17 protein-coding genes and 1 tRNA gene are annotated in these 24,820 nt (G+C 56.2%); 10 read left to right on the plus strand and 8 right to left on the minus strand.

Going from position 1 to position 24,820, the window contains the following annotated elements; translation table 11 throughout:
• Positions 1-10: 10 nt before the first annotated feature.
• Positions 11-1,402, minus strand: a complete 1,392-nt coding sequence (locus OZ410_RS01760) for a cytochrome c3 family protein (RefSeq protein WP_277706189.1) — start codon at positions 1,400-1,402, stop codon at positions 11-13.
• 320 nt (positions 1,403-1,722) lie between these two features.
• Here OZ410_RS01760 and OZ410_RS01765 point away from each other — a divergent pair, with 320 nt between their 5' ends.
• Positions 1,723-2,091: an SPOR domain-containing protein gene (locus OZ410_RS01765; RefSeq protein ID WP_277706190.1), complete on the plus strand. Its 369-nt coding sequence runs from the start codon at positions 1,723-1,725 to the stop codon at positions 2,089-2,091.
• Between the two features lie 96 nt (positions 2,092-2,187).
• On the opposite strand, the gene infB is transcribed toward OZ410_RS01765, so the two are convergent.
• From infB to rimP, 3 genes are read right to left on the minus strand one after another with little or no spacing between them, the layout of a single operon-like run.
• Positions 2,188-4,857: a translation initiation factor IF-2 gene (gene infB, locus OZ410_RS01770; protein WP_277706191.1), complete on the minus strand. Its 2,670-nt coding sequence runs from the start codon at positions 4,855-4,857 to the stop codon at positions 2,188-2,190.
• Positions 4,858-4,901: 44 nt separating this feature from the next.
• Complete coding sequence (nusA, locus tag OZ410_RS01775) at positions 4,902-6,134, minus strand: transcription termination factor NusA (RefSeq protein WP_277706192.1); 1,233 nt, start codon at positions 6,132-6,134, stop codon at positions 4,902-4,904.
• Positions 6,135-6,149: 15 nt separating this feature from the next.
• Positions 6,150-6,623: a ribosome assembly cofactor RimP gene (rimP, locus tag OZ410_RS01780; RefSeq protein WP_277706193.1), complete on the minus strand. Its 474-nt coding sequence runs from the start codon at positions 6,621-6,623 to the stop codon at positions 6,150-6,152.
• Positions 6,624-6,798: 175 nt separating this feature from the next.
• Between rimP and OZ410_RS01785 the strand changes: the two genes are divergently transcribed.
• The 6 genes from OZ410_RS01785 to OZ410_RS01810 all read left to right on the plus strand — a co-directional run bounded on the left by OZ410_RS01785 (position 6,799) and on the right by OZ410_RS01810 (position 14,849).
• Positions 6,799-8,067: a cation:proton antiporter domain-containing protein gene (locus OZ410_RS01785; protein WP_277706194.1), complete on the plus strand. Its 1,269-nt coding sequence runs from the start codon at positions 6,799-6,801 to the stop codon at positions 8,065-8,067.
• Positions 8,068-8,160: 93 nt separating this feature from the next.
• Positions 8,161-9,417 (plus strand): hypothetical protein, encoded by a 1,257-nt coding sequence (locus tag OZ410_RS01790; protein ID WP_277706195.1) that lies wholly within the window; start codon positions 8,161-8,163, stop codon positions 9,415-9,417.
• Between the two features lie 188 nt (positions 9,418-9,605).
• Entirely contained in the window at positions 9,606-10,106 is a 501-nt protein-coding gene (locus tag OZ410_RS01795) for a hypothetical protein (RefSeq protein ID WP_277706196.1), read from the plus strand.
• 138 nt (positions 10,107-10,244) lie between these two features.
• The gene (locus tag OZ410_RS01800; RefSeq protein ID WP_277706197.1) at positions 10,245-11,306 is read left to right on the plus strand and encodes a LacI family DNA-binding transcriptional regulator; all 1,062 of its coding nucleotides are present in this window, start codon (positions 10,245-10,247) and stop codon (positions 11,304-11,306) included.
• Positions 11,307-11,501: 195 nt separating this feature from the next.
• The gene (locus OZ410_RS01805; protein ID WP_277706198.1) at positions 11,502-13,721 is read left to right on the plus strand and encodes an alpha-glucuronidase family glycosyl hydrolase; all 2,220 of its coding nucleotides are present in this window, start codon (positions 11,502-11,504) and stop codon (positions 13,719-13,721) included.
• Between the two features lie 12 nt (positions 13,722-13,733).
• Positions 13,734-14,849, plus strand: a complete 1,116-nt coding sequence (locus OZ410_RS01810) for a glycoside hydrolase family 43 protein (RefSeq protein WP_338156638.1) — start codon at positions 13,734-13,736, stop codon at positions 14,847-14,849.
• A gap of 67 nt (positions 14,850-14,916) precedes the next feature.
• Here the strand turns inward: OZ410_RS01810 and OZ410_RS01815 are convergent.
• Positions 14,917-14,988: transfer RNA gene (locus OZ410_RS01815), tRNA-Gln, on the minus strand.
• A 164-nt stretch (positions 14,989-15,152) separates the two neighbouring features.
• Here OZ410_RS01815 and OZ410_RS01820 point away from each other — a divergent pair.
• Complete coding sequence (locus OZ410_RS01820; RefSeq protein WP_277706199.1) at positions 15,153-18,494, plus strand: glycosyltransferase family 117 protein; 3,342 nt, start codon at positions 15,153-15,155, stop codon at positions 18,492-18,494.
• Between the two features lie 33 nt (positions 18,495-18,527).
• On the opposite strand, the gene OZ410_RS01825 is transcribed toward OZ410_RS01820, so the two are convergent.
• From OZ410_RS01825 to OZ410_RS01835, 3 genes are all read right to left on the minus strand, one after another.
• Entirely contained in the window at positions 18,528-18,824 is a 297-nt protein-coding gene (locus OZ410_RS01825; protein WP_277706200.1) for a thioredoxin family protein, read from the minus strand.
• A gap of 91 nt (positions 18,825-18,915) precedes the next feature.
• A complete protein-coding gene (locus OZ410_RS01830) occupies positions 18,916-20,145 on the minus strand; it encodes a metallophosphoesterase (protein ID WP_277706201.1) in 1,230 nt (409 codons plus the stop codon).
• 30 nt (positions 20,146-20,175) lie between these two features.
• Positions 20,176-20,922 (minus strand): copper homeostasis protein CutC, encoded by a 747-nt coding sequence (locus tag OZ410_RS01835; RefSeq protein WP_277706202.1) that lies wholly within the window; start codon positions 20,920-20,922, stop codon positions 20,176-20,178.
• A gap of 40 nt (positions 20,923-20,962) precedes the next feature.
• On the opposite strand from OZ410_RS01835, the gene OZ410_RS01840 reads away from it, so the two are divergent.
• Both OZ410_RS01840 and polA read left to right on the plus strand, forming a co-directional pair.
• Positions 20,963-21,949: an isoaspartyl peptidase/L-asparaginase family protein gene (locus OZ410_RS01840; RefSeq protein ID WP_277706203.1), complete on the plus strand. Its 987-nt coding sequence runs from the start codon at positions 20,963-20,965 to the stop codon at positions 21,947-21,949.
• 39 nt (positions 21,950-21,988) lie between these two features.
• Positions 21,989-24,820 carry a DNA polymerase I gene (gene polA, locus OZ410_RS01845; protein ID WP_277706204.1) on the plus strand — a complete coding sequence of 944 codons (2,832 nt, stop codon included), beginning with the start codon at positions 21,989-21,991 and terminating at the stop codon, positions 24,818-24,820.

The raw sequence follows: 24,820 nt of genomic DNA on the forward strand, positions 1-24,820 counted from the left end.
GCTGCTCGGATTAATAGTGACACTTGCCGCATTCCAGGCCGCCCATCTGGGCTGCAGTAACCTGTTCCACGCCGTACTTCTTGGCAAGTTCCTCGTGGATTTTTTCGTAATAGTCGTTGCCTTCCATCTGTACGTTGGTCTCCCGGTGGCAGTTGATACACCAACCCATGGTGAGGGGAGAGTACTGGTACATGATTTCCATTTCCTCCACGGGGCCGTGGCAGGTCTGGCATTCGATCTTGCCCACACTTACGTGCTGAGAGTGGTTGAAGTACGCGAAATCCGGGAGGTTGTGGATCCGCACCCACTCTACGGGCTTGGGCTCGTTGGCGTAGCTCTGGGTCTCTTCGTCCCAGCCGACGGCAGCGTAGAGCTTCTTGATCTCGCCGGTGTAGAATTCGTTGGTGTACCCGTTGGCCAGGTCTTCGGCAGAAGGCCCTTCGGGATTGCCCTTGTATTCGTAAATGGACTTGTGGCAGTTCATACACACATTCAGGGACGGGATGCCGGAGTGCTTGGACACCCGGGCAGAGGAGTGGCAGTACTTACAGTCAATGCCGTTGTCCCCGGCGTGGATTTTATGGGAATAATGGATGGGTTGGATGGGGGCATACCCCTGGTCCACTCCAACCTGCATGAGCCAGCCGTAGGCGAAGTAGGCCGCGCCCAGCATCAGGAAAATCACAGTTACCAGGACCAGGAACTGGTTCTGGGCAAAGGCCTTCCAGATGGGCAGTCCTTTCTCGGCTTTTTCCTTTTCCACCATGACCCCGTTGGCCTCGGCAATGCGGCGCAGGGTACGGTTTACCAGGAACAACATCATCACCAACAGGGCAAAGACCAGGGCCAGGGCACCAAGGATAATTTCATTGGAAATTCCGGATTGGGCAGCCGGATCCCCGGTCCCACCGCCAGCAGGCACAGCGGCAGCAGCCGGTGCAGGGGGCGGGGCCTCGGTATAGGCCAGAATGTCATTGATGTCCTGATCGCTCAGGGTGGGGAAGGCGGTCATGGCCGCCTGGTTGTACTCGTTGTAAATGCTGTTGGCGTAGCTGTCTCCGGAAGCAATCACCCCGGCGCTGTTGCGGATCCATCCGTAAATCCAGTCGCAGTCCAGCCCCTCCTCTTCCGTGAGGCGGGTGGCTACATTTGCCAGGGCCGGACCGGTCATCCGACGGTCCAGGGCGTGGCAGGCCGCACAGTTCTGATTAAACAATTGCTTCCCTTTCGCAGCATCCCCCGGGCCACAAGGGCTCCCATCCCCGGCGTCAGCCGCGGCCTCTGTAGACGCAGCAGCAGCCGCATCGTCCTGGGCGGTAAGGGTGGGTGAAACAAGCAGGGAGAGGGCAAGAGAAAAAGCTAAAATCGCAAAGTTCGGATGGCGGTTTGGAACCTTTTTCATGTGTTGCTGTTCAATATATGTTGCATCCCGCAGCACTGGGCTAAAGCTTGGCATGCTTTTGGCTGGTAAACCTACCAAAAGCCAGTGATACGGGCTTTTTTGTTCAGTTTGGCGGCGCGCAGGCCCGGCGCAAAACCGGATTAAAATAGCGATTTAAAACCGCCCAAACGGTCAGCAAAAATACAAACTAGACTTTATTCAGGAAATCTTAAAGGTTTTATAATTTATAATTTATAATCTTTCTAAATAATTACTTTTATGCCCCGGAAAGCCCCTAAAAAAGTACCTTTATCCATATCGGAAAACTAGAAATTTACGGGATGAAAACTGCGATTTTTACCCTTATCTGCCTGCTGGGGCTGGGGCTTTCTGCCCGGGCCCAAAACGGGCAGCTCCATATTGAACAGGAACCCGGGATCGAAAAACTCCTGGCCATTTATGCCCAGGGGATAGCCAAAGCCGGATACTACACCATCCAGGTGGGCTTTGGCTCCTTCAGCGCTGCAGAAGAACTCAAGCGGGATGTGGAAATTGACTTCCCGCAATGGCAGGCGAAGATCGTGTTCGACTCCCCCACGTATCGGGTGCAGGTAGGCCGGTTTAAAAGCCGGTTGGAAGCCGAACGGGAATACCGCGAAGTCCGCAAAAAATTTCCCGCCGCCCTCCTGCTCCGCCCCGAGGAAAAATAGCACCTCCTCGCCGCCTATCCCGATGCGGGCGGCCCAAAAAAGAAAATCCCAAACACCACCGGCGTTTGGGATTTTTTATTGCCAATTTATCAGGTCTTACAGGGTCTTTTTGACAGCCACTTCCTGGAAGGCCTCTACGATATCGCTCTCGCGGATGTCGTTGTAGTTCTTGATCTGCATCCCGCAATCGTACCCTTTGGATACCTCCTTCACATCGTCCTTGAAGCGCTTCAGGGAAGCGAGCTCCCCAGTGAAGATCACCACGCCGTCGCGAATCAGGCGGATGTTGGAGTTGCGGAAAATCTTGCCGCTGGTAACCATACACCCGGCAATGGTACCGATCTTGGATATCTTGAAAGTCTCGCGGATCTCGGCCGTACCGGTAACCTCCTCCTTGATTTCGGGGGAGAGCATCCCTTCCATCGCATCTTTAACATCGTTAATGGCGTCGTAGATGATGGAGTAGGTCCGGATATCGATTTCCTCCTTGTCGGCCACTTCGCGGGCATTGCCCATGGGACGTACGTTAAACCCGATAATGATCGCATCCGAGGCCGAAGCCAGCAATACGTCGGATTCGGTAATGGCACCCACCCCTTTCAGGATGATATTCACCTGGATCTCGTCGGTGGAAAGTTTCAGGAAGGAATCCGAGAGGGCTTCCACGGAACCGTCCACATCCCCTTTCAGGATAATGTTGAGCTCCTTGAAGTCGCCCAGGGCAATTCGCCTTCCGATCTCGTCCAGGGTAATATGGCGCTGGGTGCGGACATTCTGTTCGCGCTGCAGCTGGGAACGTTTGGCCGCAATTTGCTTGGCTTCCCGTTCGTCTTCCAGCACATTAAATTTATCCCCGGCCTGGGGCGCCCCGTCCAACCCTAGGATGGAAATAGGCACCGAAGGCCCGGCCTCCTTAATGCTTTTTCCGCGTTCGTCCTGCATGGCCTTAACCTTACCACTGCAGGTTCCCGCCAGCACGTAGTCCCCAATCTTCAGGGTTCCGGCCTGAACCAGCACGGTAGAGACATAGCCCCGTCCCTTATCCAGGAAGGCTTCCACCACCGTACCGTTGGCCAGCTTGTCCGGGTTGGCTTTCAGTTCAAGCAACTCCGCTTCCAGCAGGACCTTTTCGAGCAGTTCCTTAACGCCCTGCCCGGTTTTGGCAGAGATGTCGTGGGACTGGATTTTCCCACCCCAGTCTTCTACCAGTAAGTTCATATTCGCCAGGCCTTCCTTGATCTTGTCCGGGTTGGCCGTGGGCTTATCGATCTTGTTGATCGCAAAGACAATGGGAACCCCGGCAGCCTGGGCGTGGCTGATCGCTTCCTTGGTCTGGGGCATGATATCGTCGTCTGCCGCCACCACAATAATAGCGATGTCGGTCACCTGAGCCCCACGCGCCCGCATGGCGGTAAAGGCCTCGTGCCCGGGTGTGTCCAGGAAAGTGATCCGTTGCCCGTTATCGAGGGTTACCCCGTAGGCGCCAATGTGCTGGGTAATTCCCCCGCTTTCGCCTGCGATTACATTCTCTTCGCGGATGTGGTCCAGCAGGGAGGTTTTACCGTGGTCTACGTGACCCATCACCGTAACGATGGGGGCACGGGCTTTCAGATCTTCCGGAGCATCCTCTACCTCTTCAATGGCCTCCTCGATTTCAGCGGTCACGAATTCCACGTCAAACCCGAACTCCTCGGCCACGATGCTGAGGGTTTCGGCATCGAGGCGCTGGTTCATGGTGACCATGATTCCGAGGGACATACAGGCCGAAATAATATCCGTAGTGGGGACGTCCATCATGGTGGCCACCTCCTGGGCGGTCACAAATTCGGTCACTTTCAGGGTACGGCTCTCGCGTTCCTGCTCCTGCAGGTCCTTTTCGGTCTGCTGACGGTGCATGTCCCGCTTGTCGCGGCGGTACTTGGCCCCTTTGCCTTTCTTGGATTTCCCCTGTAATTTTTCCAGGGTTTCCCGTACCTGCTTTTGTACTTCTTCCTCGGTGGGTTCCACCTTGGCAGTGCCCCCCCGTTGTTTGCGACCTCCTGCCTTCCCACGGCCTGCGGCATCGGTCCGGCTGGTGATGCGGCGGCGCTTGCGCTTGCGGTCCTGGTCGTCCTTGTCTTCTTTTTTCTTTTTCGGCTTCTCGAACTTGGAGAGGTCGATCTTATCTTTGATCTTGGGGCCAGAGAGTTTCTGGTACTCCGTCTCGATCTTCTCTGGTGCGGCCTGAGCTGCGGGCTTTTCTTCGGCTTTAACTTCGGGTTCGGCCTCGGGTTTGGCTTCGGCCTTGGGTTCGGCCTCTGCCTTGGGTTCGGCCGGGGCCGGGGCCTCTGCTTCTTTGGCTGGGGCAGGCACTTCTGCCTTGGGGGCTTCCTCTGCCACCGGTGCCGGTTTGGCCTTGGGGGCATCCAGATCTATCTTGCCCACCTGTTTGGGACCGCTCAGTTCGGCCTTGGCGCGTACCACCTCAGTCTTGGCCTGGCGGCGTTCGCGGGCCAGCCTGCGCTCTTCCTGCTCCTGTTCCAGTTGCAGGCGCAGGGCTTCCTTCTCCTTGCGTTTCTCCTCCCCTACCTCTTGCGAAGCAACCTTTTTGCTCATGTCGGACTTGAACTCATCCAGGAGCACCTGATATACTTCGTCGGAGATTTTGGTGGTCGGGCGCGCGTCTACCTCATGCCCCTTGGAGGCAAGGTAATCCACTGCCCTATCCAGCGAAATATTGAGTTCTCTGAGGACCTTGTTAAGCCTTATGGTTGCGTTGTCTGCCATAAAAGAATTCCAGCGTTCTAAATAATAAGTTGCTAATATATAGCTTAATCTTCAAACTCTTCCTTGAGGATACGCATCACATCCAGGATGGTTTCCTCCTCCAGATCGGTGCGTTTTACCAGGTCGTCCACGTCCTGTTCCAGGACGGCGCGGGCCGTATCCAGGCCAATCTTGCGAAGCTCCGCAATGATCCATTCCTCGATCTCGTCGCGGAACTCGGTGAGCTCCACATCTTCTTCCACCCCTTCGCGGAAGACATCAATTTCATACCCCGTAAGCTGGCCGGCCAGACGGATGTTGTGGCCGCCGCGGCCAATAGCCTTGGAGACCTCTTCCGGCTTCAGGTATACCTGGGCGGTTTTGTTTTCATCGTCCAGTTTTACCTGGGTTACGCGGGCGGGGCTCAGCGCCCGGGACACCATCAGCTGGGGGTTGTTGGTCCAGTTGATCACGTCGATATTCTCATTGCCCAGTTCGCGCACAATCCCATGGATGCGGGAACCCTTCATCCCCACACAGGCCCCGACGGGGTCTATACGGTCGTCATAGGAATCCACGGCAACCTTGGCTTTCTCGCCCGGGATACGCACGGCCTTTTTGATGGTAATCAGCCCGTCGAACACCTCCGGGATCTCCTGGTGGAAGAGTTGCTCCAGGAACTTGGGAGAGGTGCGGGACATGATGATCAGCGGCTTGTTGCCTTTCAGTTCCACGCTCTCGATAATCCCGCGCACGTTGTCGCCCTTGCGGAAGAAATCCGAAGGGATCTGCTTCTCCTTGGGCATGAGGATTTCATTCCCCTCGTCGTCCAGCAGGATAATGGCCTTGTGGCGGATGTGGTGCACCTCTGCGGTGTAGATCTCGCCTTCCAGGTCTTTGAATTGCTTATAGATGGTGGTGTTGTCGTGCTCGTGGATCTTGGCGATCAGGTTCTGGCGCAGCGCCAGGATGGAACGCCGCCCCAGGTCGATCAGCTTTACCTCCTCGGATACGTCTTCCCCTACCTCAAAATCCGGTTCGATCTTGCGGGCCTCGGAAAGGGAAATCTCCTCGTTGGGCTCTTCTACTTCCCCGTCCGGCACCACCACGCGGTTCCTCCAGATCTCGAGGTCGCCCTTGTCCGGGTTGATGATGATGTCGAAGTTGTCGTCCGAACCGAATTTGCGCTTGAGGGCAGCCCGGAATACTTCCTCCAGGATAGCCATCAGGGTTACCCGGTCGATAAACTTGTCGTCCTTGAATTCGGAAAACGATTCGATCAGTGCGAGATTTTCCATGTTTTTGCGTTACCGTTAAAAGGTTAAAACCACTTTTGCCTGTTCAATGTCGGAATAGGGAATTACCTCCTCTTTCCGAACCGTATGCTTCCCCTTGCCAACCGGCTTGGGTTCCCGGGCCTTCCAGCCCAGGGTTATGCCATGTTCATCCGCGGCCTGCAACGTGCCTTCCAGGTCTTCCCCGGAGCGGCGCACCGCCAGTTTCCGGCCCACGTGTTTCTTGTATTGCCTTGGCATTTCCAGCGGGGCCGAGGCCCCTGCCGAACTTACCTCAAGCGAAAAATCGAAGGCATCCCGGTCCAGCTGGTGCTCCACCGCCCGGCTCACTTCCATACAATCCTGCAGGCTGATCCCCGAATCTCCGTCAAGGGTAATGCGGATGGACTGGTCCGACCCGACTTTCAGGTCGATCAGGAACAAGTCCGGCCGCGCCCGGAGGGCTTCCTCGAGCAGGGCACTGACGCGCTGTTGTAAACTGCTTGGTTCCATCACCATGAATGACTGCTAACAAAAAAGGGGACTTTCGGTCCCCTTATCAATTCGCAATGCTTCGATAAGTGGCGCAAAGATATACCTTTTTTCGGGAATTGACAATGTAATCCCATGGAAATTAAGCCGGTTGAAATGCCCGAATTCCGTTACCTTTAAACCCAAAGCCCGGCCTATGGAACTCTTTTCTTCCTACAACCTGATCATTGAAGGCGCCCTGATCCTGATCCTGTCATTCTGGTTCAATACCCTGTCGCGGAAAACGAACATCCCCTCGGTCCTGATGCTCATTGTGCTGGGGGTGATCCTCCAATATGCAGTAAGCGCCCTGGGCAACCGCCTGCCGGACCTGTTTCCCGCCCTGGAGATCCTGGGTATAGTGGGGCTGATTATGATTGTGCTGGAAGCCGCCCTGGAACTGGAGCTGCGGCGGGACAAGGTATGGCCCATCCTCAAAGCCATGGGGGTGGCCGTTGCCGGCCTGCTGGCCTCGGCCTGGGTGGCCGCCCTGATCCTGGAGGCCCTGGTGCCCGGCATGAGCACGGCCTCGGCCTGGTTGTACGCCACGCCCCTGTCCATCCTGTCCAGCGCCATCATCATCCCCAGCGTGGGCGGGCTCCCGGAAGCCAAGAAGGAATTTCATATTTACGAGAGCACCTTCTCGGATATTGCCGGGATTATCCTGTTCTATTTCCTGGCTGGGCAGCTGAACCCCGCCGAAGCCGTGGGCCCCGCCGGGTTTGCCGGCACCCTGCTGCTCACCGTGGTGGTGGCCATTGCGGCCAGCTACCTGCTGATCCTCATTTTCCAGGGCATCCGCACCCAGGCCAAGCAATTCCTGCTTATTGCGGTGCTGTTGCTGCTCTATGCCATCGGGAAGAAGCTGCACCTGTCTTCCCTGATCATTATCCTGGTCTTTGGCCTGGTGATCGCCAACATGAAACTGTTCTTTTTCGGCCCCCTGCGCCGGTACCTGCAGCCGGATCGCGCCCGGCAGATCTACCACGAACTCCACATTATTACCCTGGAGACCGCCTTTGTGGTGCGCACCTTCTTCTTTGTGGTCTTCGGGCTTACTATAGTATTGAGCAGCCTGCTCAGTATTAAGGTACTGCTGATCAGCCTGCTGATTATCGCCTCCATCTACATCATCCGCTTTGGGCTGTTGCGCATTGTATTCGGGAGCGATATTCGGCCCCAGCTCTTTATCGCACCCCGTGGATTGATTACCGTACTGCTGTTCTATGCCATCCCGGCAGAGGCCAAGATCGAAACCTTTGAACCCGGCATCCTGCTGTTTATCATCATTGCCACCAGCCTGATCATGACCTGGGCCATGATCCGCGACAAAAAGAAACCGGGCACTGTCCTGGACGGGATCGAGGAGGAATACGACGCCCTGGATGAGGCCTACGATGCAGAGCAGGAGGCGGAGGAGGAATGAAGAGCCTCCATGAACTCCACTAAAGATAGGGCTGAAAACTCATGTGCCGAAAGCGCATTTGAGGCACTCACCAGGCCCCTTACTTGATTGTCTATGGAACGTCTTCGCCTACGGAAACCACGCCTTACCCGCAAAAGCATCGGGCTTACCAAATTCTGGTTTGGGATTGGCGCAGGGCTCTTCGTGGCCGTGGCCCTGAATTCCTTCTTTTCTGTAGGAATGGAATTGATGCGCCTGGTCACCTCCATCTGGTCGGACTTGTGGGATTTGGACGAATTGGAAAGACCCTTCTACCAGTACTTCTTTGCCTCCGTCTCCTACCTGCTGGGTCTCAATATAGCCCTGAGTATTTGGTTTGGCAGGATCCGGGGAAACTTTCGGGGACATCGCCCGGCCTTGCGAACCGGTTGGCTGATGAACCAGTTATCCCTCTGGGTGGTCATTTTGGTAGTCTTTCGCTATTGCAGCCTGGTGCCCATCCTGGTATTTGCCATGCCCGATGTCAATAACCAACTGCGGCTGATCGATTCTTATCCCTTCCTTTTCGGGCTAATCCCAATGGTATTTTTCCTGCAGTCCTGGCACATTTATCAGAAATGTTTTAGGGCGGGACGGTGGATGCTGGCTTCCCTTTTGCTTGGGATGCTGATTATTTTTCTCCTGGGCCGCTTTCTGGTGGTGGGGCCGGAGGTGGTGAACCGGGAATATGCCGGTTGGTACAAGGAGGAATTCGAATATATAGCCGCTCAAACGTCCCGAGCGAAATTCCTGTATGGTATCGAATACACCAGGGAAACGATCTCAGATTTAAAAAAATTCTATTCCATAAGGTCGGCCATTCAAATGCACGGGGTAAGCCAGGCCTTCGAACAGGACCATCCGGTATCTTTGGACACGATCATCCTGGCGCGTATGATTATCGATTTGCAAAAGGAAATGCCCTGGGAATTCAAATGGGAATACGCAGGCAAGCCCACATTCTGGTATTACCCCCTCCCACACGAAACCTACAGGCAATTAAAGGTTTACCCGGGGAATTCCCCGGAAAGCCGGGAACTGATGGAATTGCTCCTCGCTATGTACTCGATACGGGAGAACACTTTGAAATATTACGACATCATGTACGGCAAGGGTCCGGAACCCGATGCAGATGGAAATCGGGAGTTTCCCAGGTTCCTCTCCAATGGTTTTTACCCGGAACAACTTCTCTACCTGGACCTATTGGGATGGGATCTGGAAAACGTCCGGGATAGCATGAAGCTTCGGGAGGAGTTTATAGAAATCCGGGCGCTTTACCCGCAGTGGGATAGCCTCAACATTTCGCCGGCAAGGGATTTGCAACTCAGGTAGATGTTTTTGGGAAAGGGAATTGGGCAGGTTAACCATAAAGGGGCACCCCCGCCCGCCCGGCTTCAAAGTACCCCGCAACCCTGAAAAATCCTTGCACCACAAGCCATTCCCATCCTCATTTTTATCACCCCATTGCCAATAGCCTATCGATTTGGCACCCCACCGGTTTCTGATGTACCTTTGCACCTGTGAGACCCAACGTTTTATATCGCTTGCTGCTGGTCTGCTGCCTGCTGCCGGGCCTGGCCCCGGCCCAGGAAACTGCGGCCGATTCCGTACCGGCCTACCAGGCCCTGGCGGATTCCCTGGCTAAGGTGAACCGGGTACACGGCCCCTACGTGGGGTTTAACGGGGAAACCACTAACCAGTACCGGAACTTCCTGCAGCTTACCGAAACTGCTAGTGAAGGGCAACTCCTTGAACTGTGCAACCACGACAATGCCGTGGTACGCGCCTATGCCTTCTGGGGCCTGGCCCGCAACCAGTTTACCCGCCTGGATTCCCTGCTGCTGGCCCATGCCCGGGACGAGGCCCCTGTATCCGAGGTACAGGGCGGGGTGATCACCCGCATCCCCCTGGTGGACTTTATGCAATGGGTGGTAGATCCCAACATGATGGACACCCGCAGTAAAAAGCTGGACCCGGCCGTCATACGCCGCCTGGCAGAATTGCGGTTTGCGGATCGATAAGTTACTCCTGCATATTCCGACAGTTGCATATTATCCCCGAATCAAAACAGTGCCGGGAGTGATTGAGACACATTACCTATCTTGGACGCACAAACCCCATAACGGACCTCCCCGGTTCGAAACCTATCCCACCCCGGCATGAAAGCCAAGAAAGAAGTTACCATTTACGACCTGGCCAAAGCCTTGAACTGCTCCGCCTCTACGGTATCGCGTGCGCTTAACAACCATAAGAGCATTAGCCAAAAAACGCGGAAGGCTGCACAGGAAATGGCGCGGGCCATGGGCTACCGCCCAAATGTCCTTGCGGCCGGGTTACGGAACAACAAGAGCAAAACCATTGGCGTACTGGTATCCCGGATCAACCGCCCCTTTAGTGCCGCACTGATCAGCGGCATAGAGGAAACGGCCCGAAAAGCAGGTTACAATGTCCTGATCAGCCAGTCCAGCGACCTTTATGAAAATGAGGTGAGCAACAGCAGGGCCCTTTACGATAGCCGGGTAGCCGGGCTTATTGTTTCCCTGGCCATGGAAACCCGGGATCTGGAACACTTCCGGAATTTCTCCGACCAGGGCATCCCTATCGTCTTTGTAGACCGGGTTCCCGATGCCTTCGATGCCTGCAGGGTGGTTATTGACAACTACACAGCAGGGTACCAGGCCACCAAACACCTTATTGACCAGGGCTGTAAACGAATTGCCCATTTTGCCGGCTCACAACACCGTAACATTTACGACGGTCGGACCAGGGGATACCGGGATGCCCTTAAGGATCACGGCCTTCCTGTGGAAGAGGAACTGATTATTCCGTTTAAGACTCTCAGTTTTAAGGAGGGTCGTAAGGCCACCAAAAAACTGATGCGACTGGAAAACCCTCCGGATGGGATTTTCTCTGCCAACGATACGGCAGCCGTAGGTGCCATCATGTATGCCAAAAAGTTGGGCATTGACGTTCCGGGGCAATTGGCCATCATCGGTTTTAACGATGACCCTATCGCTTCCATCGTGGAGCCCCCCCTGTCTACCGTTTCCCATCCGGCAGGAAAAATGGGGGAGATTTCCGCCCTGAAGATCGTGGACCAATCGGAAAGCGAAGGGGACACCACCCCTCCGGAAACCATTGTTCTGGAGACCGAAATCATAGCCCGCCAATCTTCCTTGCGCGAATTCCCCATGCCTGGAACGCCTGCCCTGGACAGGTAGCCAGGCAACGGTGCAAGCGCACTGAACCAGTCCCTTATGCCGCTAATGCTCCGGCAGTTGTGCCGCATCATTTTTTGGGGCAATCGTACATTTCGACAGCAATTTTGATGTACCTTAGCGAATGGCTTTCGCAATCGATTGCATCCTAAAATACCTTATCCCTTGCCTTGTACCAGGGCTCCAAATGAAACAGACATGGTTGGTTTCTTCAGACGCATCCGTTTAACGGCCTCTTTTTGCCCCATTTCAGGGCTGCTTGTGTTGATTTTCACCCTTATTCCCTTCACATCAGTGACCGCCCAGGCCGGCCCGGGCGACGGCTATGACTTGTGGCTCGATTACCAACCCGTGTCCGATACAGCCCTGCTGCTGGATTATCAACAACAACTCCTGCGTATCCAGGCCCCGGAAGGTGACGGTACCCCCAGGGTAATCCGCGAGGAATTGCAACAGGGCCTGAGTACCATGCTGGGCCGGGAACCTGTTTTCGAAACCCGGGATGCCTCCCGGGCAGGGCTGGTGGTGATGCCCTACGAAGCACTCCCGGAATCCCTGCGCAAAAACATCCCTGCCCCCGAAGCGGGAATAGAAACCTACCGGATCCACAGGGTGCAAAAAGGAAAACACCGCCCGCTGGTGGTGACCGCCCATGGCGATAGCGGGTTGCTATACGGCACCTTCCACCTGCTGCGCCTGCTGCAGATGCACCAGCCCCTGGCAAGACTGGATCTTTCGGAAGCACCCCGTACGGATATTCGAATGCTCAACCACTGGGACAACCTGGATCGCACTATCGAACGTGGGTATTCCGGCTTCTCCATCTGGAACTGGCAAACCCTCCCGGACTATATCGACCCGCGCTATATGGATTATGCACGCGCCAATGCCTCTGTCGGCATCAATGGTACAGCCCTGACCAGCGTAAACGCCAACGCCCTGATCCTGACCCCCCATTACCTGGAAAAAGTTAAGGCCCTCGCAGATCTGTTCCGCCCCTACGGACTGAAGGTATACCTGACCGCACGGTTTTCGGCCCCCATGGAAATAGGCGGCCTTTCCACCGCCGACCCGCTGGACCCCGGGGTTATTGCCTGGTGGAGACAGAAAGCCGACGAGATTTACGCCATGGTCCCGGACTTTGGGGGCTTCCTGGTAAAAGCCAATTCAGAAGGACAACCCGGGCCCCAGAATTATGGCAGAACGCACCTGGACGGGGCCAATATGCTGGCAGACGCCGTGGCACCCCATGGTGGGGTGATCATGTGGCGGGCCTTTGTCTATTCGGAACACGACCCCACGGACCGGGCCAAACAGGCCTACAGCGAATTTGTGCCCTACGACGGGAAGTTCCGCGACAACGTCCTGCTCCAGGTTAAAAACGGCCCCATAGACTTCCAGCCCAGGGAACCCTTCCACCCCATGTTCGGGGCCATGGAGCACACCCCGCTCATGATGGAGTTCCAGATCACCAAAGAATACCTGGGGTTTGCCACCCACCTGGTTTACCTGCCCAAACTTTTCGAAGAAACCCTGCAATCGGACACCTACCGCAAGGGAAAAGGATCTACCGTTTCAAAGGTGGTAGACGGCAGCCTTTTCGGCAACCGGCTAACCGGAATGGCCGGGGTGTCGAATATCGGTACGGACTACAACTGGACCGGACACCTTTTCGGGCAGGCAGACTGGTACGGCTTTGGCCGTCTGGCCTGGGATCCGGACCTGTCTTCCGAAACCATTGCCGGGGAATGGTTGCGATGCACCTTCTCGAACGACCCCGGGGTGATAGCACCTTTAAAGGCCATGATGCTGGAATCCCGGGAAGCCGTAGTCAACTATATGAATCCCCTGGGGCTGCACCACATTTTTGATACCGGACACCACTATGGGCCAGGCCCCTGGGTGGATAATCTCTCCCGCCCGGAATGGAACCCGGTGTATTACCACCAGGCGGATGCCGAAGGTATCGGCTTTGACCGGACGGCCACGGGCAGTGACGCCCTGTCTCAATATGCCCCGGAGGTGGCCCGTTATTTTGGCAACCTGGAGACCTGTCCGGAAGAATACCTGCTCTGGTTCCACCACCTGCCCTGGGATTACCCGCTAAAAAACGGACGCACCCTTTGGGACAACCTGGGGATGAAATACCAGCAAGGGGTAGACCAGGTTCGGGAGATGATCTTGACCTGGGAAAGCCTGGAGTCGCAAATACCCCCGGAACGGTATCGGCAGGTACACATGCTACTGGGGATCCAGCTTAAGGAAGCCCAGTGGTGGCGCGATGCCTGCATGCTGTATTTCCAAACCTTCTCCGGGCGGGAATTCCCCCCGGAAATGGAACCCCCGCAACACACCCTGGAATATTACAAGTCCCTGAAATTCCCTTATGCCCCGGGCATCCGCCCCAGGTGGAACTAAATCCTATCCGTTATGAAGAATCAAGCAAACTCCTTCCGGAAACTCACCTGCCTCCTGCCCGCTATGGCTATCCTGCTGGGGAGTATTTCCTGTATGGACAGAACCGATAAAACTGCCGCCGAGGCCAGCCAGGCCATGCAGGAAGAACCTGCCGGGGACAACGTTGTATATGAACTCACCCGTGACCTGTACACCGCAGACCCCTCCGCACACGTGTTTGAAGGCAAAATCTACGTCTACCCCTCCCACGATTATGAGTCCGGCATCCCCCAAGACGACCTGGGAAGCCACTTTAACATGAAGGACTACCATGTATTCTCCATGGACAGCGTGGGCGGGCCCGTAACGGACCACGGCGTAGCCCTGGACCTTGCAGACGTCCCCTGGGCCGGCCGGCAGATGTGGGCCCCGGATGCAGCCCATAAAGGGGATACCTATTATTTCTATTTCCCGGTAAAGGATAAGGAAGATATTTTCCGGATCGGGGTAGCCACCGCCTCCAATCCCGCGGGGCCCTTTTCGGCCCGGGAAAATCCCATTGCCGGCAGCTACAGCATGGACCCCGCCGTGTTCCAGGACGGGGAGGATTACTATATGTATTTTGGCGGCATCTGGGGTGGGCAACTCCAGCGATGGAAAGACGGGGAATACCACGGGGAGGACGTTTACCCGGCAGACGACCAGCCGGCCCTGGCACCCAAGGTGGCCAAAATGGCCGATGACCTTTTGGAATTTGCGGAACCCCCCAGGGATGTCCTTATTGTGGACGCCGGGGGCAACCCCATTACTGCAGGAGATAATGAGCGCCGCTTCTTTGAGGCCGCCTGGGTGCACCAATACGAAGGCACCTACTACCTCTCCTACTCTACCGGAGACACCCACAACATCGCCTATGCCACCGCAGACAACCCTTATGGCCCCTTTATCTACCGGGGGGTACTACTCAGGCCCGTACTGGGCTGGACCAACCACCACTCCATCGTGCAGTACAAAGGGGATTGGTGGCTGTTTTTCCACGACAGCTCCATGAGTGGCGGCCAGACCCACCTGCGCAATGTGAAGTACACCCGCCTGCACCACAATGCTGACGGGACCATCCGTACCGTAGACGCCCTGGTCGAACCCTGATCCCTGTGCACCAACCGCAACAAAATAAAGAGCCCCCGAACGCATTTGCATCCGGGGGCTTTCTCTGTTGGCCCACTAGGACTCGAACCTAGAATGACTGAACCAAAATCAGTAGTGTTGCCAATTACACCATGGGCCAGAGCCTTAGGAGCGGCAAATTTAAAACAAAGTTTGATTACGCCAAACAAAAAATAATGCCAATTCGCCCCGGACGGGCCAATGCCCTGTTAAACCTTTCACACAGAAGGGGCGGAAATGGGGGTTATTTACTAAATTCGCCCAAAGTCCGATAAAGCAGCCTACATGTTTGCGAAAAACTTCCAGCGATGGAACACCCTTACCGGGTGGTTCGTTTTCCTGATTACCTTCATCACCTATTACCTCACCACCGAACCTACCGGCAGCTTCTGGGATGCCGGGGAATACATCGCCACCTCGGCCAAACTGCAGGTGGCCCACCCGCCCGGGGCACCCTTCTTTCAAATGTTGGGGGCCTTTTTTGCCCTATTTGCCCCCAATGCGGAACAGGTGGCCTTTATGGTAAATCTGATGTCCGGGGTCTCTTCGGCCTTTGCCCTGCTTTTTATGTTCTGGACGCTTACCAACCTCAGTCGTAAACTCACCGGCTGGCACACGCCCACCAACCCCCAGGCTCTGGTGTTGCTGGGGGCCGGGGCAGTAGGCTGCCTGAGCCTGGCCTATTCGGATAGTTTCTGGTTTAACGCTGTGGAAACCGAGGTGTATGCCATGGCCAGCCTGATTATGTCGCTCTTGCTCTGGCTGGGCCTGAAATGGACGGACAACCTGGACGACCCGCGCGGGAATCGCTACCTGGTGCTGATCTCCTTCGTGATCGGGTTAACCTTCGGGATCCAGTTTATGGGCTTCCTGGCCATCCCTTCCATCGGGTTGCTCTACTATTTCAAACGTTACGACCGGATTACCCCTTTAAATTTCATCCTGGCCAACGCCGCCGTGATCGGGGTGTTGATCCTGGTGTATAAATTTTCCCTGACCTACGTCTTGATGTTCTTTGGCTGGGGCGAGGTCTTCTTTGTAAACGACATTGGCCTCCCCTTCAATTCCGGAACCATAATTATCGGGTTGGTTTTTGCCGCAGCCTTTTATTTTGGATTGCGGTATACGCGCCGCAACAATTATATAAAGGCCAATACCCTTATCCTTTGTGGTCTCTTTATGTTCCTCGGCTTCTCCTCCTGGCTGATGCTGCCCATCCGGGCCAACGCCAATGTGGTGATTAACGAGAACAACCCCGCAGATGCCCGGGCTCTGCTGGCCTATTACAACCGGGAACAATACCCAGGGGTAGACAGTCCCATTTACGGGGCCTACTTTTCGGACCGTTTTGCAGAAGCCGGCCCCAACCGGGACGACAAGCCCAAATACGAACAGGATACCAAAACCGGCAAATACGTGGTGGTGAACCACTATGAAGAAGCCCTGCCCGGGCCCAACCCGGAGCATGTTGGCCTGCTACCCCGCATGTGGAGCGACCAGCACGCCGAAAACTACATGCGCTACTTTGGCCCCCTGGAATTTTCCGTAACCGAGAACAATGCGGAACTCCGGGCTGCCGCCCAGCAAATGCGCGATGGCCTGGCCAACGGGGAAATTGACGAACAACAATACATCGGCTTTTTGAACCGCTTTCGGGACTACCTGGAAGTGCACCCTCCCAGCCTGGGGCAGAACCTGGATTACATGTTCCGCTTCCAGTTCGGGTATATGTACTGGCGGTATTTCCTCTGGAACTTTGTGGGCAAACAGGACGATAAACAGGGCCGCTACAACGGCAACGGGGAGTGGATTAGCGGCATCCCCTTTGTAGACAGCCTCTTTAAAGGCACCCAGGCCAACCTGCCCCAGGACCAACTGGACAACAAGGGCCGGAACACCTATTTCTTCCTGCCCCTGATCCTGGGGATCATCGGGCTGATCTTCCAGCTGAGCCGGAACCCGAAACAATTCTGGGTGCTGCTGGTATTCTTCCTCTTTACCGGCCTGGCCATACAGTTCTACACCAACCCCTATATCTTCCAGCCGCGGGAACGGGACTATTCCCTGGTGGGTTCCTTCTACATCTTCGCCATCTGGATCGGAATGGGCGTGGTAGGCCTGTATGAGGAATTTAAAAAATGGATAACCCCAAAAATCTGGGCCCCGGTCATTACCCTGGTGTGCCTGCTGGCCGTACCCGCGGTAATGGCATACCAGAACTGGGACGACCACGACCGTTCCGGGCGCTATACCGCCCGGGCCGCCGCCAAATCCTATCTGGACAGCTGCCAGGAAGATGCAGGGGCCATGCTCTTTACCATTGGGGACAACGATACCTTCCCCCTGTGGTATGTGCAGGAAATCGAGAAATACCGCACCGATGTGCGCGTTATCTGTACCAGCCTGTTTGCCACGGACTGGTATGTAGACCAGATGAAACGGCAGGCGTACGAGAGTGACCCCATCCCTTCCCAGCTCACCCACAACCTGTATCGCTACGGTAACCGGGACGTGATTTACCACCAGGCCCTGACCGAGAACCGTTGGGATATCCGGGACTTTATGAACTGGATTGGCAGCGACAGGCCCGAAACCAAGATGCGATCCTACCTGGAGCGGGTGGGGGCAGACCCCTCCCAATACCCGGAGAGCACCCTGGAAACCGTATTTTACCCCACCAACAAGATCCGGGTGCCGGTAAACAAGGAAAACGTACTGGCCTCCGGCCTGGTCAAAGCCAAGGATTCGGCCCTTATTGTGGATTACATCGACATTGACCTGCCCGGAGTCCTGCCCAAGCACCGCATCCTGATGCTGGACATCCTGGCCAATAACGACTGGAAACGTCCCATTTATTTCTCCGGGGGCAGCTTTGACCGGGCGGAATACATCTGGATGAAGGAATACCTCCAACTGGACGGGATGGCGTACAAACTGGTCCCTATCCGCACGGAAAACCGGAACAGCTTCGAAATGGGCCGCATCGACACAGACCTGATGTACGATGTAGTCATGGGCTGGGACTGGGGCAACTCCGGCAGCCCGGAGATATACCACGATCCTCAGACCCGTTCGCAAGGGCTCTCCATGCGCGCCAACCTGGCCCGTCTGGTGGAGGCGCTCATTGCCGAGAACAAAATTGAACGGGCCCGGGAAGTCATTGACCTGGCTATGGAAAAAATGCCCGTGGCCTACTATGATTTTTACACCTTTGTGGAGCCTTTCGTAGACGGCTACTACAAGGTGGGCGCCACCGAAAAGGCCCGGGAACTGTACGCACAGCTGAAGGCCATTTATCTGGACCGGCTGGACTACTATGCCGGGATGCCCCTGGATGAGCAATACGACAAGGCCGAAGCCATCCTGGACAATCTGGAGGGCTTTAAGCGCATTACGGATATCCTGATTGCCAACCAGGACGACACCCTGGCCGAAACGGAAACCAACCTCTTTAACGAGCAGTTTGACCGCTTTGCCATTTTCGGGCAGCGCAGCCTGCTGCAGGACCTGGAAAGTCAGGGGGTTCCGGACACCACCGGAGAAACACCTGCAGGGATGGATACCACTACTTCAGCCACGGACGGGACGGAGGTAGTTCCGGACAGCCTGGCGCAGGTGCCGGAATAAAATGCCCTATTGCCATAGGGCGCACTGAGGAATTTATACGTATTCGTTCAGGATCCCGATCAGGGTATTGGCATCCTGCTCGCCGCTCTGGCGCCAGACCATTTCCCCTTTCTTGTAGATCATCAGGGTCGGGAGCCCTTTAATGCGAAGTGCCTGGGACAATTCCTTGTTCTTGTCCACGTCAATTTTAATGACCTTTCCCTTGTCGCCCAGGGCAGCGGCAACATCTCTCAGGACAGGGTGCATAGCTGTGGACTGGTCGTTCCACTCGGCATAGAAGTCCAGGAGTACCGGGACCTTCTGGTCGATGAGTTCACCGAATTTCGACATAAAGCAGGCGTTGATTTACCCCTCAAAAGTAAGAAAAAATGTTAAACACGGCTTGAAACCGCCTGTGATAGAGGGGGCTCGGTCGTTAAATTCAAGTTAAACCGGTTTTCTTCAGGGTGATGACGGTAATCTCCGGCCAAATGCCTACCCGCCCGGGATAGCCCAGGAACCCGAAGCCGCGGTTTACATTGATAAACTGCCCCAGTTCCTCATAGATTCCCGCCCAGTACTTATACCGCCACTTCACCGGGCTCCATTTTACCCACCCCGGGATCTCGATCCCGAATTGCATGCCGTGGGTATGCCCGCTCAGGGTCAGGTGGTAATGCATGGGATGGTGGATAACCACGTCCTCCCAATGGGAAGGGTCATGACTTAGAAGAATTTTAAAATCGGAGGGGTCCACGGCACCGCAGGCCGCATCCAGGTCTCCCGCCTTCTTGAAGCCGCCTCGCCCCCAGTTTTCCACGCCAATCAGGGCAATGCGGTCTTGGCCTTTTTGCAGGTACCGGTGTTCGTTCAGCAACAGGTCAAAGCCCATTTCCCTTTGCATGGTTTTCAGGGATTCCAGGTTTTCGGCCTTTTCCTCTTCGGTATCCCAGGGAATATAATCCCCGTAGTCGTGGTTGCCCAGGATGGAGTACTTCCCGTCCGGCGCACTCAGGCGCGAAAAGAGTTCCGTCCAGGGCTGCATTTCACTGGCCTTGTTGTTGACCATGTCCCCCGTGAAAAAGAGGACATCACTCTCCTGCCGGTTGATCAGGTCTACCCCGTATTCGATTTTCTTCCGGTTGTCGAAACTGCCGCTGTGCACATCGGAAATCTGGGTAATGGTGTAATTGTGGAAGGCCTCCGGCAGGTCTTTGAATTCCAGGTTATACCGGAGGACGCGAAAATTGTATTTCCCCCGATACATGCCATAGAGCAACGCCCCGAAGGGCAGGGAGGCAATCCCCAGGGCCATCAGGCTCAGGAAGCGGCGGCGGCCCGGGATGCTGAATTCCCGGGTGTTCCCGGCCAGCTTGTGGTAGGCAGCCACCACCAGGCGGAAAATGTCTTCGGAAAACAGGAAAAAAATGGTAATCAGGTTAAAGGTGAGCAGGGCCAGCAAAAACCCGAAGGCATAGCTCTTGGGCCGGCTCAGTACCCGCCCGGGGTCATCCCCCGCGGTAAACTGCCAGATAAAATTCCCCAGTACCACCAGGGCCACCCCCAGGTACAGGTAGTATACCCAAGGGAAGCGCGTTCCGGAGCGCAGGGCTTGCAGGGTATACAGGGACATGGCCAGGTAAAGGACGGTAAAAACGATCCAGCGTAGCATGGTGGAGGCTTTCTACAAATATACCGATTTTCAGGCGGTTCGGGGCGCTCCGGGGCCGGGATTTACAGCAGCCACCACCTCCCGGATCAGGGCCGTATCAGTAACCGGCGGAGGGCCGTCCGTGAGCAGGCCGGGGCTGTTCATCCCCGGGCCGTGTGCCGGGGGTATGCTGCGGAAACCTGCCGTCCCGGATACATGCAGGGTACGGAACCCCTTTTCCAGAAACAGGTGGGCATTGTCGGGCCGTATACCCCCACCGGGCATGATCTGGCAATACTGCGCCTCGGCCTGCAGTTTTTCCAACAGCGGCAAGCCCGTTACCGCGTCCGCGGCCTGCCCGCTGCTGAGGAGGGTATCTACCCCCAGGGCGTCCAGGTGGGCCAGGGCCTCCAGGGGCTGCGGGCACTGATCAAAGGCCCGGTGAAAGGTGAAATGCCCCGGGAAGGCATCCCGGACCATGGCTGTGCGGTGCCGGTCCAGCTGCCCGTCCGGCAGCAGGAAGCCGCAAACCACCCCGGCCATCCCGAGCTCTGATACCCAGGCAATATCCCGGAGGATGATGTCGAATTCCGCATCTGTATAGCTGAAATTCCCGCTTCGGGGACGGATAAGTACGTGTACCGGCAGGGAGAGCTGTTCGCAGACCACTTCCAGCAAGCCCGCAGAAGGCGTAAGCCCGCCCACAGCCAGCTCCGAACAAAGCTCAATGCGGTGGGCTCCCCCGGCCTTTGCAGCCCGGGCAGAGGCCAGGGAATTGGCGCAAACTTCTACCTGCATAATACGTATATTTAATCCCTAAATGTAAATCCTTCCCGCCATGCACCGAAGAAAATTCCTGAGAAATTCCTCCATGGGAACCGCCGGCCTGCTGGGCGCTTCCGCCCTGGCCTCCTGTCGCGAAACCAGTCCGGAACCCCTCCCCCCAACCGAGGCAAAGGGGCCTGTTGCCGTGTGCACCTGGGATTTCGGGAATGCCACCGCACGCGCCTGGGAGGTACTCCAACCCGGGGGCCAGGCCCTGGATGCCGTGGAAGCCGGGGTTATGGTGGAAGAAGCGGACCCCAAAAACCAGACGGTGGGCCTGGGCGGACGGCCGGATCGTGAGGGGCGCGTAACCCTGGATGCCTGCATCATGGATGCTAAAGGAGGCTGCGGCTCAGTCATGGGGCTGGAGGGCTTTGTACACCCGATTTCCGTAGCCCGGAAAGTGATGGAAGAAACCCCGCACGTGATCCTGGTGGGCGAAGGGGCAGGGCAGTTTGCCGAAGCCCAGGGATTCGAACGGCAGGATCTGCTTACCGAGGCTTCGCGCCTGGAATGGGAAGCCTGGAAAGAGGAGGCCAACTACCAGCCCATCATCAACATCGAAAACCACGATACCATTGGTATGCTGGCCCTGGACGCCCAGGGCAACCTGGCCGGCGCCTGCACCACCAGCGGCCTGGCCTACAAGATGCGCGGGCGCGTGGGGGATTCCCCGGTGATCGGGGCGGGTCTTTACGTGGATAATGAGGTAGGGGCCGCCACGGCCACGGGCCTGGGCGAGGAAGTGGTGCGCACCGTAGGCAGCTTCCTGATTGTGGAGCTGATGCGGCAGGGCATGAGCCCTCAGGAGGCCTGTGAGGAAGGGGTGCGCCGTATCCTGCAGCGCAACCAGGGCAGGGAAGATTTCCAGATTGGCTTCCTGGCCCTGAATAAGCGAGGGGAAACGGGTGCCTATTGCATACACCCCGGGTTTTCCTACCGCCGCTTTGACGGTAGCGGGCACCGGAATATCCCGTCCGAAAGCGTCCTGAAGTCCTGAGATTTTCTGTAGTTTTATCCCTCACCCAAAGCCTTAGACATGTCTGAGAAAAAACGGCTCTTCCTGCTGGATGCCTATGCCCTGATTTTTCGCGGGTATTACGCCCTGATCAAAAACCCCCGCATCAATTCCAAGGGCATGGACACCTCTGCCATTATGGGGTTCATGAATTCCCTGCTGGATGTAATCCGGCGGGAGAAGCCGGACCACCTGGCGGTGTGTTTCGACAAGGACGGCAGTGCGGAACGCACCGAACTCTTTCCCGAATACAAGGCCAACCGGGACGAAACCCCGGATGCCATCCGCATCGCCGTCCCTTGGATCCAGAAGATCCTCAAGGCCATGCACATCCCGGTAATTGAACGCTCCGGCATGGAGGCCGACGACATTATCGGCACCCTGGCCCGGCAGGCCGAAGCCCAGGGTTACCAGGTCTTTATGGTTACCCCGGATAAGGATTTCGGGCAGTTGGTTACCGAAAACATCTTTATGTACAGGCCTTCCCGCATGGGGAACGGGATTGAGATCTGGGGCATCCCCGAGGTGCAGAAACGCTTTGGGGTAGAACGGCCCGAACAGGTGATCGACTACCTGGGCATGATGGGCGACAGCAGTGACAACATTCCCGGCTTTCCCGGGGTAGGCGATAAGACAGCCAAGAAATTCATCGAGCAATTTGGCTCTCTGGAAAACCTGCTCGAAAACACGGACCAGCTAAAGGGCAAGATGAAGGAACGCATCATTGAGAATGCCGAACTGGGACGACTTTCCAAAAAACTCGCCACCATCTGCGTGGATTGCGACGTAACCTTTGACGAGCACGATTTTGAGCTGAGCATGCCGGACAGCCAGCAGGTGCAGGAACTCTTTGAAGAGCTGGAATTCCGCCGGCTTCGGGAACAGTTTCTCAAACTCTTTTCCGGAGAGGCAGCAGAGGCCACAGCAGTCAGCAGTACGGAGACCGCACGACAACTGGACAAGCCCGCCGGCAGCGGGCAGTTTTCCCTTTTCGGGGAGGCTCAGGGCGAGGGGGAAGCACCCCGGGAATACTCCAGCCGTAAAACCATCAAGGAAACAGAACACCATTACCAGACGGTTCAGGAAGGCATGGGCATGAAACTCTTTATGCGCAGCCTTATGGCTCAGGGCCGGGTCTGTTTCGACACCGAAACCACTTCCCTGGACCCCCTGCAGGCCGAACTGGTGGGCATTGCCTTTTCCTGGGAAGCCCACAAAGGGTATTACGTCCCCATTCCGGGTGGGCGGGAAGCGGCCAGCCAGGTTCTGGAACAGCTGCGACCCTTCTTTGAATCTGAATCCATCGAGAAGGTGGGACAGAACCTGAAGTACGACATCAAGGTGTTGAGCACTTACAACCTCCCGGTAAAGGGCCCGCTTTTCGACACCATGCTGGCCCATTACCTGATTAACCCGGATATGCGCCACAACATGGATGTGCTGGCGGAAACCTACCTGAACTACACCCCCGTACCCATCAGCGACCTGATCGGGAAGAAGGGCAAGAACCAGCTGAGTATGCGGGAGGTGCCCGTGGAGGAACAGACCGAATACGCGGTGGAGGATGCGGACATTACCCTGCAACTGGCCGACCACTTCCAGCCGGAATTGAAGGCCGCCCAAACCGAGACCCTGTTCCGGGACATTGAGATCCCGTTGCTGCGGGTCCTGGCAGACATGGAGCTGGAGGGGATTAATCTGGATACGGCCTTCCTCAAAAGCCTTTCCGGGGACCTGGAAAACGACATTGCATCCCTGGAACAGGGTATCTACAAGGCTGCCGGGGAAACCTTCAACATCGGATCCCCCAAACAGCTGGGGGAAATCCTCTTCGACAAGATGAAACTGGTGGACAAGCCCAAAAAGACCCGCACAGGCCAGTATTCCACTGCAGAGGAAGTGCTTTCGGACCTGGCCAAGGAACACGAGATTGTTCGCATGGTCCTGGACTACCGGGGCCTGGCGAAACTCAAGAGCACCTACGTGGACGCCCTGCCCGAACAGGTTTCTGCCGTGACCGGGCGGGTTCATACGGATTATATGCAGACGGTAGCCGCTACCGGCCGCCTGAGCAGCAACAACCCCAACCTGCAGAACATCCCCATCCGCACTGAACGGGGCCGGCAGATTCGCAAGGCCTTTATTCCCAGGGATGCCGATTACCAGCTTCTGGCAGCGGATTACTCCCAGATAGAGCTGCGCATTATTGCGGCCTTAAGCGAAGAGGAAAACATGATCGAGTCCTTTCGGCGGGGGGAAGACATCCACGCGGCCACGGCAGCCCGGGTTTTCAAGGTCCCCCTGGAGGCAGTGACCCGGGAACAGCGTTCCAACGCCAAGACCGTGAACTTTGGGATCATTTACGGGGTATCGGCCTTTGGCCTGAGCAACCAGACCAACCTGAGCCGCAGCGAGGCCAAGGAATTGATCGACACCTATTACCAGACCTATCCGAAATTGCGGAACTACATCAGCGACCAGATCGACTTTGCCCGGGAAAACGGGTATGTACAGACCGTACTGGGCCGCCGCCGGTACCTGAAGGACATCAATGCCGGAAATGCCGTGGTGCGGGGGGCGGCGGAACGCAACGCCGTAAATGCCCCCATCCAGGGGAGCGCCGCAGACATCATCAAGATTGCCATGATCCGCATCCACCAAAAACTACAGGAGGATGGGTACCGCACCCGCATGCTCCTTCAGGTTCATGATGAACTGGTCTTTGACGTTTACAAACCCGAGTTGGAAAAGGTAAGCGCCATGATCAAATCGGAAATGGAAAGCGCCTACAATCTGGCCGTACCCCTGGTAGTGGATGTAGGGGTGGGCGCCAATTGGCTGGAAGCGCATTAA

The organism is Robiginitalea aestuariiviva, from assembly GCF_029537735.1.
Lineage (GTDB): Bacteria > Bacteroidota > Bacteroidia > Flavobacteriales > Flavobacteriaceae > Robiginitalea > Robiginitalea aestuariiviva.